This window comes from Klebsiella oxytoca (assembly GCF_009707385.1).
GTDB lineage: Bacteria > Pseudomonadota > Gammaproteobacteria > Enterobacterales > Enterobacteriaceae > Klebsiella > Klebsiella oxytoca_C.
The window spans coordinates 2,574,584-2,588,470 of the sequence record NZ_CP046115.1; the positions used below are offsets into that span (position 1 = coordinate 2,574,584).

A 13,887-nucleotide genomic window follows, 5' to 3' on the forward strand; every position below is an offset into this window, starting at 1 on the left:
GATTAAAAAAATGATTAAAAAATAAGGATTAATCATGATTGTTCGTGACGAAAATTACTTCACCGATAAATACGGCCTGACCCGCACTCATTCTGAGGTGCTGCATGCCGCGACGCTGATCGCACCGGGCAAAGCGCTGGATCTAGGCTGCGGTAATGGACGCAACAGCCTGTACCTGGCGGCTAACGGGTTTGATGTTAGCGCGTGGGACAAAAATCCCGCCAGCATCAGCAATCTTGAAAGCATTCGTCAGGCGGAAGGGCTGGGGAATCTGGAGACGGCGATTCAGGATCTGAACACCCTGAGCTTTGACGGCGAATACGACTTTATTCTTTCAACCGTGGTGATGATGTTCCTTGATGCGACGACGATCCCGGGGCTTATCGCCAATATGCAGCGCTGTACGAAGGAAGGTGGCTACAATCTGATTGTTGCGGCAATGGATAGCGCAGACTATCCGTGCACGGTGGGTTTCCCGTTTGCCTTTAAGCCCGGCGAGCTGCGCAGCTACTATCAGGGCTGGGAATTCCTCAAATATAACGAAGACGTCGGTGAACTCCACCGTACCGACGCCAACGGTAACCGCATTAAGCTGCGTTTCGCCACGATGCTGGCGCGCAAACCGGCTTAACGAGCCGCTAACAGGCAGAGCTGTAACGCAGTCTGATAAGAAGCGACAAAGGCGCGCAGCGGCAGAAACTCAAATTTAGAGTGGAAGTTGTGCGCGCCGGTAAAGAAGTTGGGCGTTAGCAGGCCTTTTGCCGACAGGGCTGCGCCATCGGTGCCGCCGCGCATCGGCGTTGGTTTCGGCGTGATCCCTAAGCTCTCCATCGCTTCAAACATCAGATCGATGGCGCGGCGATCTTCGCCGACGGCATTGCTGATATTGCTATAGGTATCGCTGACGTTGAACTCTACTTTGCCGGTCGGGTACTGCGCGGCGATTTTCTGCGCCACTTCTCCAATCTGCTGTTTACGCCGATTAAAGCCTGCAAGATCGAAATCACGAATGCTGGCCTGCAGCAGGGTACTGTTCTGATCGCCCTGGATGCCGTTGAACCACACGTAGCCTTCACGTCCGGCGGTATGCTCCGGCGTTTGCTGGCGATCAAAATAGCTCATGTAATCGGTGGCCATCAGCAGCGGATTCACCAGCACGCCTTTTGACGACATAGGGTGCGCCGTGACGCCGGTAAAGCGAATCTCCGCCGCGGCGGCGTTAAAGTTTTCATAGACGATTTCACCCAGCTCGCAGCAGTCGATAGTCCAGGCAAAATCGACGGCAAATCGTGAAAGATCCAGCGCTTTCGCCCCGCGCAGGCCAACTTCTTCATCCGGCACAAACGCCACGACGATATCGCCGTGGCGATGCTCCGCCGTCAGGTTTTCCAGTACCGTCATCACTACCGTGACGGCCGATTTGTTATCAGCCCCGAGGACGCTGGTGCCATCGCTAAAAATAATCTCTTCATCGGCGTACGCGAGGATTTCCGGATGCTCGGCGACGCGCAGCCAGATATCTTTTTCTTTATTCAGACAGAGATCTTCACCAGTAAAGCGCAGAATTTGTGGATGAATATCTGGTGACAAACCGACGTCAACGGTATCGATATGGGTGATAAATCCAATCCGCGGCGCGCCCGCAACGTTGCCTTTTTTCACCGCCGTGACGGTGGCGTGCTCGTCAATGACAATCTCATCCATACCCAGCAGCCCGAGCTCATCCGCCAGCGCCTGCGCCATCGCGTGTTGTCCTGCGGTAGTGGGCAGGGTGGTTGCCCGCGGATCGCTTTGACTGGTTATCGCCAGGTAGCGAAAGAAGCGTTGGGTTAATTGACTGGCTAAAGATGACGACATGGTGATTCCTTCTTTATTTGAGTTTTCAGGTGTTTGCAATCAGGCTTTAGTGTTATGTATGGAATGGAAAACAACAAGCAGTACCCGTCATACTTTAAGTTGCCTGTGCGTTAGCTTTACTACTCGGCTCATTTTATCGGCCTCACCAGGCGTGCCAGCGCTAGCGTTGTTCAACCTGGTTAATCGTTTTGTCCGGCAACTCGAAATATTCAGGGTATATAAACATCTGACAAATTAAAAAGGAAAGCATATGCAACGCAGACTCACGACCTTTGCTCTGGCATTCGCGGCCCTGACGGCAAGCTCGGCCATTAGCGCAAAAACGCTGGTCTACTGTTCAGAGGGATCGCCGGAAACTTTAACCCCCAGCTCTATACCTCCGGAACCAGCGTTGATGCCAGCGCGGTACCTGTTTATAACCGACTGGTCGATTTTAAAGTCGGAACCACGGAGTTGATACCGAGCCTGGCCGAAAGCTGGGAAGTGAGCGAAGACGGGAAAGTGTATACCTTCCATTTACGTAAAGGCGTTAAATTCCAGAGTAATAAATATTTTAAACCCACCCGTGATTTTAATGCCGACGACGTTATTTTTTCATTTATGCGGCAAAAAGATCCTCATCATCCCTATCACAATATCTCCAGCGGTAATTATTCCAATTTTGAAAGTCTGGAGTTTGGTCAGCTAATCACCGCGATCGACAAGCCCGATGAATATACCGTTCGTTTCACTCTGGCGCATGCTGAAGCGCCATTTGTTGCCGACCTTGCCTGGTATTTCGCCTCTATTTTATCGGCGGAATATGCCGATGCGATGTTAATAGCCGGTACGCCAGAACGCGTGGATATGGATCCGATTGGGACCGGTCCTTTTAAACTGGCGCAATATCAAAAAGATTCACGCATTCTTTTCACCGCCTTCGCGGATTACTGGCAGGGAAAGGCCAATATCGATCGCCTGATCTTCAGCATTACGCCGGATGCTTCGGTCCGTTACGCAAAACTGGAGAAAAACGAGTGCCAGGTGATGCCGTTCCCCAATCCGGCCGATCTGCCGAGAATGAAGGGGAACAAAGATATCAATCTGATGAGCAAAGCGGGGCTTAACACCGGTTTTCTGGCGTTTAATACCCAAAAAGCGCCGCTGGATAATGTAAAGGTCCGCCAGGCTCTGGCGATGGCGATAAACAAGCCGGCAATAATTGCAGCGGTTTTCCACGGCACCGGAATGGCGGCAAAAAATCTGCTGCCGCCGGGCGTATGGAGTGCGGATAGCGACCTGAAGGATTATGAATACGATCCGCAAAAGGCCAAAGCGCTATTGGCAGAGTCGGGGATTGCGGGGCCGCTGACTATCGACCTGTGGGCGATGCCGGTACAGCGCCCCTATAATCCGAACGCCAAACGCATGGCCGAGATGATTCAGGCCGACTGGGCGAAAATTGGCGTGCAGACCAAAATTACGACCTATGAATGGGGGGAATATTTAAAACGAGTGAAAGATGGTGAGCATCAGGCGGCATTAATGGGCTGGACCACTGCGACCGGCGATCCGGATAACTTTTTTGGACCATTGTTTACCTGTCAGTCGGCAAACGGCGGGTCCAATTCGGCTAAATGGTGCTATCAGCCGTTTGATAAAATTATTGCAGAGGCTAAATCGATAACCGATCGCCAAAAACGCGAAGCGCTCTATCTTCAGGCGCAGCAGATGATGCACGAACAGATGCCGGCCGTGATGATTGCCCACTCGACTATTTTTGAGCCCGTACGCAAAAATGTTTCTGGATATGAAATCGATCCATTTGGTAAACATATATTTTATCAGGTTGATATAAAATAAAGCGCAAGAGCCCGCTGGCAACGGCGGGTTTATTTTATCCAGGTACTTGACGTATCACCCTTTTTGCCACAAAACTTATCCCTGAATTTTGCTATAACACTCGCCGATAGATTGCATTCACAGGGATTAACCTATATGCGTACTCATTTATATTTTAAGGTTGCCGCGCTGGCAGGCCTGTTAGCGCTGGCCGGTTGTTCGTCAAAAATTGCTAAACCGGAACAATATTCCGGTTTTTTAAAAGATTACTCCGGTTTAAAAGAAACCACCTCGGCTTCCGGTAAACCGGAGCTGCGCTGGATTTCTCCGGACTATAATCCGGGCAATTATGATAACGTTGTTTATAATCCGATCACATATTACCCGGTACCCAAACCGTCGACTCAGGTTGGTGAGAAGGCGCTGAGCGATATCCTGAACTACACCAATAAAGAGATGAAACAGGCTATTGCCGAGCGTAAACCACTGGCGACAACTCCGGGTAAACGCAGCCTGATCTTCCGCGGCGCTATTACCGGCGTGGATTCGAGCAAAGAAGGGCTGCAGTTCTACGAAGTGATCCCGGTAGCGATGGTGATCGCCGGGACTCAGGCCGCAACCGGTCATCGTACCATGGATACCAACCTGTACTTTGAAGGCGAACTGATCGACGCGGCAACGAATAAGCCGGTGATTAAAGTCGTCCGCAAAGGCGAAGGAAAAACGTTGTCCAATGAAAATACGCCGTTAACCGTCGATACGCTGAAGCAGGTGATTGATGATATGGCGATTGACGCGGTGAAATTCGACCCGAATAACCGTTAATTCAGCGAAACGTTCGCTAAAGGCGCTATCAATCGATAGCGCTTTTTCATTGGATGGTCCGGCGGCGTTTCGCCAGTGGGGCGCTCATTTTCCCTGAGCTCACCGGGGCTAAGCCAGCCTGCGGCGCAACAACCACTGTTCAGGGCGGGCAAACATCACCAGATTTCCAACCAGAATCAACGCCAGCCCGGCCACGGCGTTGCTATGCCAGACGTATCCCTCATAGAAGGTGGAGATCGTCAAGGCAACCAGCGGAAACAGCAGGGTACTGTATGCGGCTTTACTCGCGCCGATGCGGCCTACGAGAGTGAAATAGGCGCCGAAAGCGATCACGGATCCAAATATGGCCAGGTACAGCAGCGCGCCTGTATAGCTTAACGTCCACTGTGGCGCAAAATTATCGCCGCGCAGCAGCGCAATAGCGCCCATGACCAGCGTACCGTAAAGCATAGCCCAGCTGTTGGTGGTTAATGTTTCCAGACCTCGCCGCTGGTGGCGGATGCTGAGCATATTCCCGAGGGAAAAACCGTAGGTGCCCAGCGCGCTAAGCGCGATCCCCAGCAGCAGCGAGGCGTTCAAACCATTAGCCCATAAATCATCCCAGAAGAGGGTCACGATACCCGCTAGCCCCAATGCCGCGGCCAGCCAGAAACGGCCCGGCGGCTGCTGGCGATAAAAAAGGAAGCTATTGATCGCGTTAAACAATACCGCCATGGAGAAGATCACCGACTCGAGGCCGGTATTGATATACGCGGCGGCGGTATAGAAACACCAGAAATTAAAACAGAAGACGCAGCAGCCCTGCAGCAGACAGAAAAAATGGTCGCGAAGAGTCAGCGGGCGCAGTCGGCGGGTAACCAGCAGAATAGTCAACATCGTGACGCTGGCCACGGCAAAGCGCCAGAAAATTGATACCGGCGCGGCGACCGGGCCCTGCTGTAAAAAAATAGCTATCCATGTCGTGCCCCAGATAACGACGACCAGTCCGTAGAGTAATGCGTTCAAAATGGCTCTCCTGTAGTGTTGTACCCGTTATCTTTCAAGTTGCTTGCGCGTTGGCTCCCCGGTTATTCTGCGGCGTGGGCGGGCTCCGCGCTGTCATCAACTTGTTGCCGACTTGCAAATTCTTGCGCTTATTTTGAGTCAGCGGCGGGTGAGTGCTGGTATCTGTCAGCGACTCTTCTTAGACTAGAGATCTGCGGAACTTGAAGTGTGAAGGCTATGGCTTACGGGACTTTCGAAACTTTGCGTCAAAAAAATGCCGTACTGCGGGAGACGGTAAAGCTGAACTCAGGTATCCAACTGGCGGCGTGGTATAACAATCTTGATACCATTACGGTACAAAGCGACCACCATACCCTGAGTCTGTATATAGCCGATGGCTACGAAAGTTATCAAAAAACGCCCCACGGCTGGAAAAACGGCGGCGGACCGGATCGTTTCTGTCTGATGCCGAAAGGCGACGAGAGCACCTGGGACATACGCGGCGATCTCTCATTTGTGCATCTTTACTGCACCGATGAGCATCTGCGCCGGGTAGGCGAGCAGATCTGGGACCGCAGTCCGGCCTCGTTCACGTTGCAGGAAAGAACGTTTTCCAGCGACGATAAAATCACCGCCGTCTATCGCCAGTTTCTGCTGGCCAACGACTGGCAGCAGCAGGCCAATCAGCTCACGTTAAGTTCGGCCAGCACGCTGCTGCTTACTCATCTGATCCAGCATTATTCGAACGTTCAGTGGCGCTTACCGACGGTGACCGGCGGGCTGGCGCCGCACGTCTTGCGCAATCTGCTGGCCTGGATTGAGGAGAACCTGGAGCGGCAGTTAACGCTCGCCGAGCTGTCCCTGGAAGCGGCGTTAAGCGAATACCATTTTGCGCGGATGTTTCGCCAGTCGATGAAGATGGCGCCGCATCAGTACGTTATGCAGCGCCGGATGGCCAAAGCGCAGGAGCTGATTTGCTATAGCCAGCTGCCGCTAATTGATATTGCTATGGCCTGTGGTTTTAGCAGCGCCAGTCATTTTAGCCATCGGGTGAAGGCCGCCACCGGCCTGACGCCTTCGCAGCTACGCGCGGCGCAGCGTTGACAGTAAAACGTAGCTAACGCCGCCGAGAACCAGTCCCCAAAAAGCTGAGCCGACACCGGCTAAGGTCACGCCGCTGGCGGTGACCAGGAAAGTCACTACCGCCGCATCGCGCTCATTTTCATGATTCAACGCCTGAAACAGGCTGCCGCCGATGGTGCCAAGCAGCGCCAGCCCGGCAAGCATCTGGATCCACGCCATCGGCAGCGCCGACATCAGCGAAGTAATCGAGCCGCCGAATATCCCCGCCAGCAGATAAAAAACGCCCGCCGCCGCCGCCGCGAGCCAGCGCTTTTGCGGTTCGGGGTGGGCATCCGGGCTCTGACAAATTGCGGCCGTAATGGCGGCAATACAGATGGAATAGACGCCAAACGGCGACAGCAGCAGCGCCAGACCGCCGGTAGCAACAATCAGCGGCGAGGCGGGCACCTGATAGCCTGAAGCCTGAAGAGTAGCGAACCCGGGGGCGTTTTGCGAAGCCATGGTGACAAGGAAGAAGGGGAAGCCAACGCTGAGCAGCAGAGCAGGCGTAAACGCCGGGGCGATAAAAGAAGGAGAGACAAAGTGTAAGCTAATTTGTGACGTTGTCACATCGCCAGCCAGCGCGGCAACCAGCCCCCCAACCAGCAGGGCGGCTACCACCGCAAACCGTGGAAGCCAGACTTTGCACAACAACCATGCGGCTAACATGCTGCCGCATAACAGCAGATTGCCCTGCAGGCTGGCGAAAGCCTGCGTGCCGAAGCGTAGCAAAATCCCGGCCAGCATCGCCGCCGCCAGCGAGTGAGGAATGATTTTCATCAGGCGGGCAAACAGGCCGGTTACGCCGCACAGCACAATTAAGGCATTGGCAAAGATAAAGACGCCCACCGCCTGCGCAAGGGTGACCCCCTGCAGACCGCTGACCAGCAGCGCTGCGCCTGGCGTTGACCAGGCTGTGAGAATCGGCATTTTGCGCCATAAAGTGAGCGCCAGAGTGCTGATGCCCATTCCGAGACCTAGGGCGGTCATCCAGCCCGCGATTTGCGTCTCATCTGCTCCGGCAGCGGCGGCGGCCTGCCAGATAAGAGCGGCAGAGCTGGCATAGCCGACTAAGACGGCGACAAAGCCGGCAAGCAGGGTTGGGAAAGGAAGAGAAAAAGAGCGCATGATAATGCCTTGTGCGTTATAACGGACAAGTTAATTTAGCATTGTACGCTATAGCGCACAACAGACTTTCTGCTACCTGCAGTTTGTGGGCGCTGAACGAGCAAAGCCTCTGTAGAATCAGGCGAATGTGCGTATAATTCCCTCAGATATTATTGGGAGGTTGAATGAATATTGCGCAACACCTGTCGGCAACGCTAAAAACGCTGCGCCAGCAGCGCGGCTGGAGCCTGTCGCGGCTGGCGGAAGAAACCGGCGTGTCGAAGGCCATGTTGGGTCAGATTGAACGCAACGAATCCAGTCCGACGGTAGCGACGCTGTGGAAAATCGCGACCGGGCTTAACGTGCCGTTTTCCGCTTTTATCGTTGCCGATGATGCTGGCGAACCGACCGCGTTTGACCCTCAGCAGCAGGCGATGGTAGTGACCCCCATCTTCCCATGGGACCCGGTGCTGCGTTTTGATCATTTCTCTATTACGCTGGCCCCCGGCGCGCTGAGTGAGTCAACGCCGCATGAGCAAGGGGTTATTGAACACGTAGTGGTGATAAGCGGCGTGCTGGATCTGTGCCTGCATGGCGAGTGGCTGTCTCTGCAACCCGGGGAAGGCAGGCGTTTTGCCGGTGATTTGGCGCATGCCTACCGCAATAGCGGCTCCCAGACCGCCCATTTCCACTCGCTTATCCACTACCCGAAAGAAAAATAAAAAAGCCGCGAGAGAGCTCGCGGCCAGGCAAATGACTGAGACAAAAAATCACAACGTGACGAGGAAAATCCGGAATACGTGATGACTGTATCCTCTGGCGCTTTTTTCGGGAAATATCTTTTCCTTCAATACTTTGCTAAAAACTGAAAATTCCCCCTGCGGCGTCGGTGGAAAATGTTTTGGTCTGCGCGCAGTTCTGACTACAATAGCCGCCATTTCGCCCCCCTATAATGGATAACGACGAGCGTATGCGCCTGCAAAACCATCATCTTGAACTACTGAGTCCTGCCCGCGATGCCGGGATCGCCCGTGAAGCGATTTTACACGGTGCTGATGCGGTCTATATCGGCGGACCGGGCTTCGGCGCGCGGCATAACGCCAGCAACAGCCTGAGCGATATCGCCGGCCTGGTGCCGTTTGCCCGGCGCTATGGCGCAAAAGTGTTCGTGACTCTGAACACCATCCTTCATGATGATGAACTGGAACCGGCGCAGCGTCTGATTACTGACCTGTATGAAACCGGTGTTGATGCGTTAATCGTCCAGGATATGGGGGTGATGGAGCTGGATATTCCACCAATTGAGCTCCACGCCAGTACCCAGTGCGATATTCGCAGCGTCGAAAAAGCGAAATTTCTCTCCGACGTCGGTTTCAGCCAAATAGTCCTTGCCCGCGAGCTGAACCTTCAGCAGATCAGGGCGATTTACGATAATACCGACGCGACGATTGAATTCTTTATTCACGGCGCGCTGTGCGTGGCCTATTCCGGGCAGTGCAATATTTCCCACGCCCAGACCGGGCGCAGCGCTAACCGCGGCGACTGTTCTCAGGCCTGTCGTCTGCCGTACACCCTGAAAGACGACCAGGGTCGCGTGGTGGCATACGAAAAGCATCTGCTGTCAATGAAGGATAACGATCAGACCGCCAACCTGGCCGCTTTGATTGATGCCGGCGTGCGCTCCTTCAAAATTGAAGGCCGTTATAAAGATATGAGCTATGTGAAAAATATAACCGCTCATTATCGCCAGATGCTCGACGCCATTATTGAAGATCGCGGCGATCTGGCCCGCGCCTCGGCGGGGCGGACGGAGCACTTCTTTGTTCCCTCAACGGATAAAACCTTCCATCGCGGCAGCACCGACTATTTTGTTAATGCGCGCAAAGGCGATATTGGCGCGTTTGACTCGCCGAAGTTTATCGGTCTGCCGGTAGGTGAAGTGCTGAAGGTTGACAAAGATTTTCTCGATGTTGAGGTAAGCGAAGCGCTGACCAACGGCGATGGCTTAAACGTGATGATTAAACGTGAAATCGTCGGCTTTCGCGCTAACACGGTAGAGAAAACCGGCGAAAATCGCTATCGCGTCTGGCCGAACGAGATGCCGGCTGATTTATACAAAGTGCGCCCGCATCAGCCGTTAAACCGTAATCTCGATCATAACTGGCAGCAGGCGCTGCTTAAAACCTCCAGCGAGCGTCGGGTTGCGGTCGATATCGAACTGAGCGGCTGGCAGGAACAGCTGGTGTTAACGATGACCAGCGAAGAGGGGGTGAGCGTCACCCACACGCTGGACGGCGAGTTTGCCGAAGCGACCCACGCTGAGAAGGCGCTGGCGAACCTGCGCGACGGCGTGGCGAAATTAGGCCAGACCATCTATTACTCGCGTAACGTGGAGATTAACCTGCCGGGCGCGCTGTTCGTGCCAAACAGCCTGCTGAACCAGCTGCGCCGTGAAACGGCAGAAATGCTGGACGAGGCCCGTCTGAAAGCCGTGGTGCGCGGCAGCCGCAAGCCGGTATCCGTTCCGCCGCCGGTGTATCCGGAAACCCACCTGTCGTTTCTGGCTAACGTTTACAACCACAAAGCGCGCGAGTTTTATCAACGCTACGGCGTCCAGCTTATCGACGCCGCCTACGAAGCCCATGAAGAGAAGGGCGACGTGCCGGTGATGATCACCAAGCACTGCCTGCGCTTTGCCTTCAACCTGTGTCCAAAACAGGCTAAAGGTTCGATTAAGAGCTGGAAAGCCACCCCAATGCAGCTGATTCACGGCGATGAAGTGCTGACGCTTAAGTTTGATTGCCGTCCGTGCGAAATGCATGTGGTCGGTAAGATAAAAAATCATATTCTGAAAATGCCGCTGCCGGGTAGCGTTGTGGCATCCGTGAGCCCCGATGAGCTGATGAAAACCCTGCCGAAACGCAAGGGTGCCTGACAACCAGGAGTCGCTACTGGCAGATTTGCGCTTTCCGCGCATTTTGCCAGCGGTGATGCTCGCACAGGCTGGAGGCGGACTCTTCCGCCGCGCTGCGCAGCTCATCGCTATCGGCTTCGTGTTGCAACTGCTGTTCGAGGCTCTGTAGTGGGAAGAAATCATGTCCGTGCTGACGGGCCAGCACGTGGCCGGATAACAGGCTGTACGCTACCAGTAAGATTGAAACGCATCTTCCGCGCATATCTTTTCCCTTCTGTTGTGGCGAGTACGGCTACTATGCCAGGGATTGGCTGAGCTTATTTACGCGTTTATCAAAGATGGGAAAAGACTTTGTCAGCGCTCCTGACGGAGGGCGAAAAAAAGCCCAACGATGGAACCGTCGGGCTGAATTCAAGAGGGTTAGCGCGCTGTCACGACTTCAATCCTGCTGCCGTCATCAGCAGCCGAAACCCCATACTCACCGCCGCCAGGGCCAGCACGCTGCCTCCCCACAGAGCGACCATCCATAGCGTTCGCTTAAGCCATAATCGTTGCATCAGTGATACCCCTCGCCGTGTTGAACTTTGCCGCGAAAAACGTAATAACTCCAGAAGGTGTAGCCAAGGATCACCGGTAAAATAAGCAGCGCGCCGACCAGCATAAAGCCCTGGCTTTGCGGCGGCGCGGCCGCCTGCCAAAGGGTGATGCCCGGTGGAATAATATGCGGCCAGATACTAATCCCCAGTCCGCTAAAACCGAGAAAGATAATTCCCAGCGTCAGCACAAAAGGCAGCAGGTGGCTGGCGCTGTTGCGCAGCGTTCGCCATAGCCAGGCGCCGATCGCCGCGACCAGCAGCGGTACCGGCAGCAGGAAGAAAATATTGGGCAAACTGAACCAGCGCCCGGCAATGGCCGGCTGCGCCAGCGGCGTCCAGATGCTGATGGCGATAATCACGACCAGCAGCGCCAGCAGTAGTATGCGCGCGGTAACGCGCATATTGCTGTGCAGCGCATTCTCGCTCTTCATCACCAGCCAGCTGGCGCCCAGCAGCGCATAGGCAACGCATAGCCCCAGACCGCAGAACAGGGTAAACGGCGTAAACCAGTCAAACATTCCGCCGCTGAAGCTGCGACCGCTGACCGCGAAGCCGTTGATCACCGCGCCGACAACGATTCCCTGCGCGAAGGTAGCCAGAATAGAACCGCCCATAAAAGCTCGATCCCAGAACGGGCGATGCGATGGCGTAGCGTTAAAACGAAACTCAAAGGCGACGCCGCGAAAAATAAGGCCGATCAGCATCAGCGTGAGCGGGATTGCCAGCGCATCGATAATCACCGCGTAGGCCAGCGGGAAAGCGCCGAACAGTCCCGCGCCGCCGAGCACCAGCCAGGTTTCATTGCCGTCCCAGACCGGCGCCACGCTGTTTACCATCACATCGCGGTCCGTAGCGTCCCGGGTAGTGGTGAATAAAATGCCAATTCCCAGGTCGAAACCGTCCATCACGATATACATCAGGGTGGCGAAGACGATAATGACAAACCAAATAACCGATAAATCGATACCCATTAGTGGAACTCCTTCTGCTGTTCACGGCCGGTGGCGGCGGAGAGCGGGCGAGCTGGCGTGCCGGAAGTTGGCGGCTGCGCGTCCTGCGGTCCTTTACGAATCAGACGCAGCATATAGCTGTAGCCGACGCCGAATACCGAACCGTAGACGACGATAAAAGTCAGCAGGCTGATAGACATATGCAGGTCGCCATGCGCGGAGACGGCATCGGCAGTTCGCTGTACGCCGTAGACGACCCACGGCTGGCGGCCCACCTCGGTGGTCACCCAGCCCGCCAGGATAGCGATAAGTCCCGAAGGCCCCATCCAGAGCGCAAAGCGTAAAAAGGGCCTGGATTGATACAGCCGACCGCGATAGCGCAGCCACAGGGCCAGCGCGCCGAGCAGGATCATCAGCATGCCGAGCCCGGCCATCAGGCGGAAAGACCAGAACACGATGGTGGAGTCAGGTCTGTCTTCCGCGGCGAACTCCTTAAGCGCGGGCACCTGCTTATCCAGACTGTGGGTGAGGATCAGGCTGCCTAGCGCCGGGATTTCCAGGCCGTAGCGGGTCCGCTCCTGCTGCATATCCGGCCAGCCGAACAGCAGTAGCGGGGTGGGTTCGCCGGGGATATTCTCCCAGTGGCCTTCAATGGCGGCGATTTTGGCCGGCTGGTGCTTGAGCGTATTCAGCCCGTGCATATCACCAATTAATGCCTGGGTCGGGGCGACAATCAGCGTCATCCACAGCGCCATCGAGAACATTGCGCGCACGGCAGGGGTATTGTTGCCCCGCAGCAGGTGCCATGCCGCCGACGCCCCAACGAACAGCGCGCTGCTGAGAAACGCCGCCACCGACATATGCAGCAGGCGGTAAGGGAACGATGGATTAAAGATAACCGCGAACCAGTCCACCGGTACCACCTGGCCATTGACGATTTCAAAGCCCTGCGGCGTTTGCATCCAGCTATTGGAGGCGAGGATCCAGAAGGTTGAAATGATGGTCCCCAGCGCCACCATGCAGGTGGCGAAGAAGTGCAGACCGGGGCCGACGCGGTTCCAGCCGAACAGCATCACGCCGAGAAATCCCGCTTCGAGGAAGAAGGCGGTCAGCACTTCGTAGGTCAGCAGCGGGCCGGTTATGCTCCCGGCGAATTCTGAAAATCCGCTCCAGTTAGTACCGAACTGGTAGGCCATCACCAGACCTGAAACCACGCCCATCCCGAAATTGACGGCGAAAATTTTCGACCAGAAGTGGTAAAGCGAGCGCCAGGTTGGGTTTTTGGTTTTTAACCATAAGCCCTCCAGCACCGCGAGGTAGCTGGCTAACCCGATAGTGATGGCGGGGAAGATAATATGAAATGACACGGTAAAGGCGAACTGGATCCGCGCCAGGTGAAATGCATCAAGACCGAACATGCAGAACTCCGCTACAAAATTGATTCAGCGCAATTCTAGGCCTCACTCATCGTTGATAGCAGGAACAGAAAACGTGTTTTTCTCTATAACAGTTGCCATCAGTTTTTTGGGATTGTTGACATATATTCTTTTAGTCTAAAATCAAGCTATTTGAGGGTCCCCTTTAGTGTGCTATTTTCATTAGACATTTGCGCGGGGGTTGATTATTTTTAAGGTTATCTTTGAATAATTAGTTTATATATTTAAATTTATAATATTGGTCAGCTAAATAATTCATGGTCTGCTTGTCGCCA

Annotated in this window: 12 protein-coding genes and 1 pseudogene; 6 read left to right on the forward strand and 7 right to left on the reverse strand. The window is 54.6% G+C overall.

What is annotated here, in order from left to right:
• The first annotated feature begins 34 nt into the window (after positions 1-34).
• Positions 35-631 (forward strand): tellurite resistance methyltransferase TehB, encoded by a 597-nt coding sequence (tehB, locus tag GJ746_RS11890; RefSeq protein WP_154680381.1) that lies wholly within the window; start codon positions 35-37, stop codon positions 629-631.
• On the opposite strand, the gene pepT is transcribed toward tehB, so the two are convergent.
• On the reverse strand, positions 628-1,857 hold the full coding sequence (gene pepT, locus GJ746_RS11895) for a peptidase T (RefSeq protein ID WP_154680382.1): 1,230 nt from the start codon (positions 1,855-1,857) through the stop codon (positions 628-630). The genes tehB and pepT overlap by 4 nt on opposite strands.
• 250 nt (positions 1,858-2,107) lie before the next feature.
• On the opposite strand from pepT, the pseudogene GJ746_RS11900 reads away from it, so the two are divergent.
• Positions 2,108-3,699: pseudogene (locus GJ746_RS11900) on the forward strand (ABC transporter substrate-binding protein).
• A gap of 135 nt (positions 3,700-3,834) precedes the next feature.
• Positions 3,835-4,503: a DUF3313 domain-containing protein gene (locus tag GJ746_RS11905; RefSeq protein ID WP_154680383.1), complete on the forward strand. Its 669-nt coding sequence runs from the start codon at positions 3,835-3,837 to the stop codon at positions 4,501-4,503.
• 108 nt (positions 4,504-4,611) lie between these two features.
• Here the strand turns inward: GJ746_RS11905 and GJ746_RS11910 are convergent, their stop codons facing one another.
• Positions 4,612-5,508, reverse strand: a complete 897-nt coding sequence (locus tag GJ746_RS11910) for a DMT family transporter (protein WP_154680384.1) — start codon at positions 5,506-5,508, stop codon at positions 4,612-4,614.
• A 216-nt stretch (positions 5,509-5,724) separates the two neighbouring features.
• On the opposite strand from GJ746_RS11910, the gene GJ746_RS11915 reads away from it, so the two are divergent.
• Positions 5,725-6,591: a helix-turn-helix domain-containing protein gene (locus GJ746_RS11915; RefSeq protein ID WP_154682709.1), complete on the forward strand. Its 867-nt coding sequence runs from the start codon at positions 5,725-5,727 to the stop codon at positions 6,589-6,591.
• Here the strand turns inward: GJ746_RS11915 and GJ746_RS11920 are convergent.
• Entirely contained in the window at positions 6,571-7,737 is a 1,167-nt protein-coding gene (locus GJ746_RS11920; RefSeq protein WP_154680385.1) for a benzoate/H(+) symporter BenE family transporter, read from the reverse strand. The two genes, GJ746_RS11915 and GJ746_RS11920, sit on opposite strands and share 21 nt — an antisense overlap.
• Before the next feature lie 164 nt (positions 7,738-7,901).
• Here GJ746_RS11920 and GJ746_RS11925 point away from each other — a divergent pair, with 164 nt between their 5' ends.
• Both GJ746_RS11925 and GJ746_RS11930 read left to right on the forward strand, forming a co-directional pair.
• Positions 7,902-8,438 (forward strand): helix-turn-helix domain-containing protein, encoded by a 537-nt coding sequence (locus tag GJ746_RS11925; RefSeq protein WP_154680386.1) that lies wholly within the window; start codon positions 7,902-7,904, stop codon positions 8,436-8,438.
• A 248-nt stretch (positions 8,439-8,686) separates the two neighbouring features.
• Positions 8,687-10,651 carry a peptidase U32 family protein gene (locus GJ746_RS11930; protein ID WP_154680387.1) on the forward strand — a complete coding sequence of 655 codons (1,965 nt, stop codon included), beginning with the start codon at positions 8,687-8,689 and terminating at the stop codon, positions 10,649-10,651.
• A 13-nt stretch (positions 10,652-10,664) separates the two neighbouring features.
• Here the strand turns inward: GJ746_RS11930 and GJ746_RS11935 are convergent, their stop codons facing one another.
• The 4 genes from GJ746_RS11935 to GJ746_RS11950 form a co-directional block, all read right to left on the reverse strand.
• Positions 10,665-10,892, reverse strand: coding sequence for a DUF2554 family protein (locus GJ746_RS11935; protein ID WP_154680388.1), 228 nt, complete (start codon positions 10,890-10,892; stop codon positions 10,665-10,667).
• 169 nt (positions 10,893-11,061) lie between these two features.
• Positions 11,062-11,187, reverse strand: coding sequence for a DUF2474 domain-containing protein (locus GJ746_RS11940; protein WP_154680389.1), 126 nt, complete (start codon positions 11,185-11,187; stop codon positions 11,062-11,064).
• Positions 11,187-12,197, reverse strand: a complete 1,011-nt coding sequence (gene cydB / locus GJ746_RS11945; protein ID WP_154680390.1) for a cytochrome d ubiquinol oxidase subunit II — start codon at positions 12,195-12,197, stop codon at positions 11,187-11,189. Before cydB ends, GJ746_RS11940 begins: the two co-directional genes overlap by 1 nt.
• A complete protein-coding gene (locus tag GJ746_RS11950; RefSeq protein WP_154680391.1) occupies positions 12,197-13,594 on the reverse strand; it encodes a cytochrome ubiquinol oxidase subunit I in 1,398 nt (465 codons plus the stop codon). Before GJ746_RS11950 ends, cydB begins: the two co-directional genes overlap by 1 nt.
• Positions 13,595-13,887 lie beyond the last annotated feature (293 nt).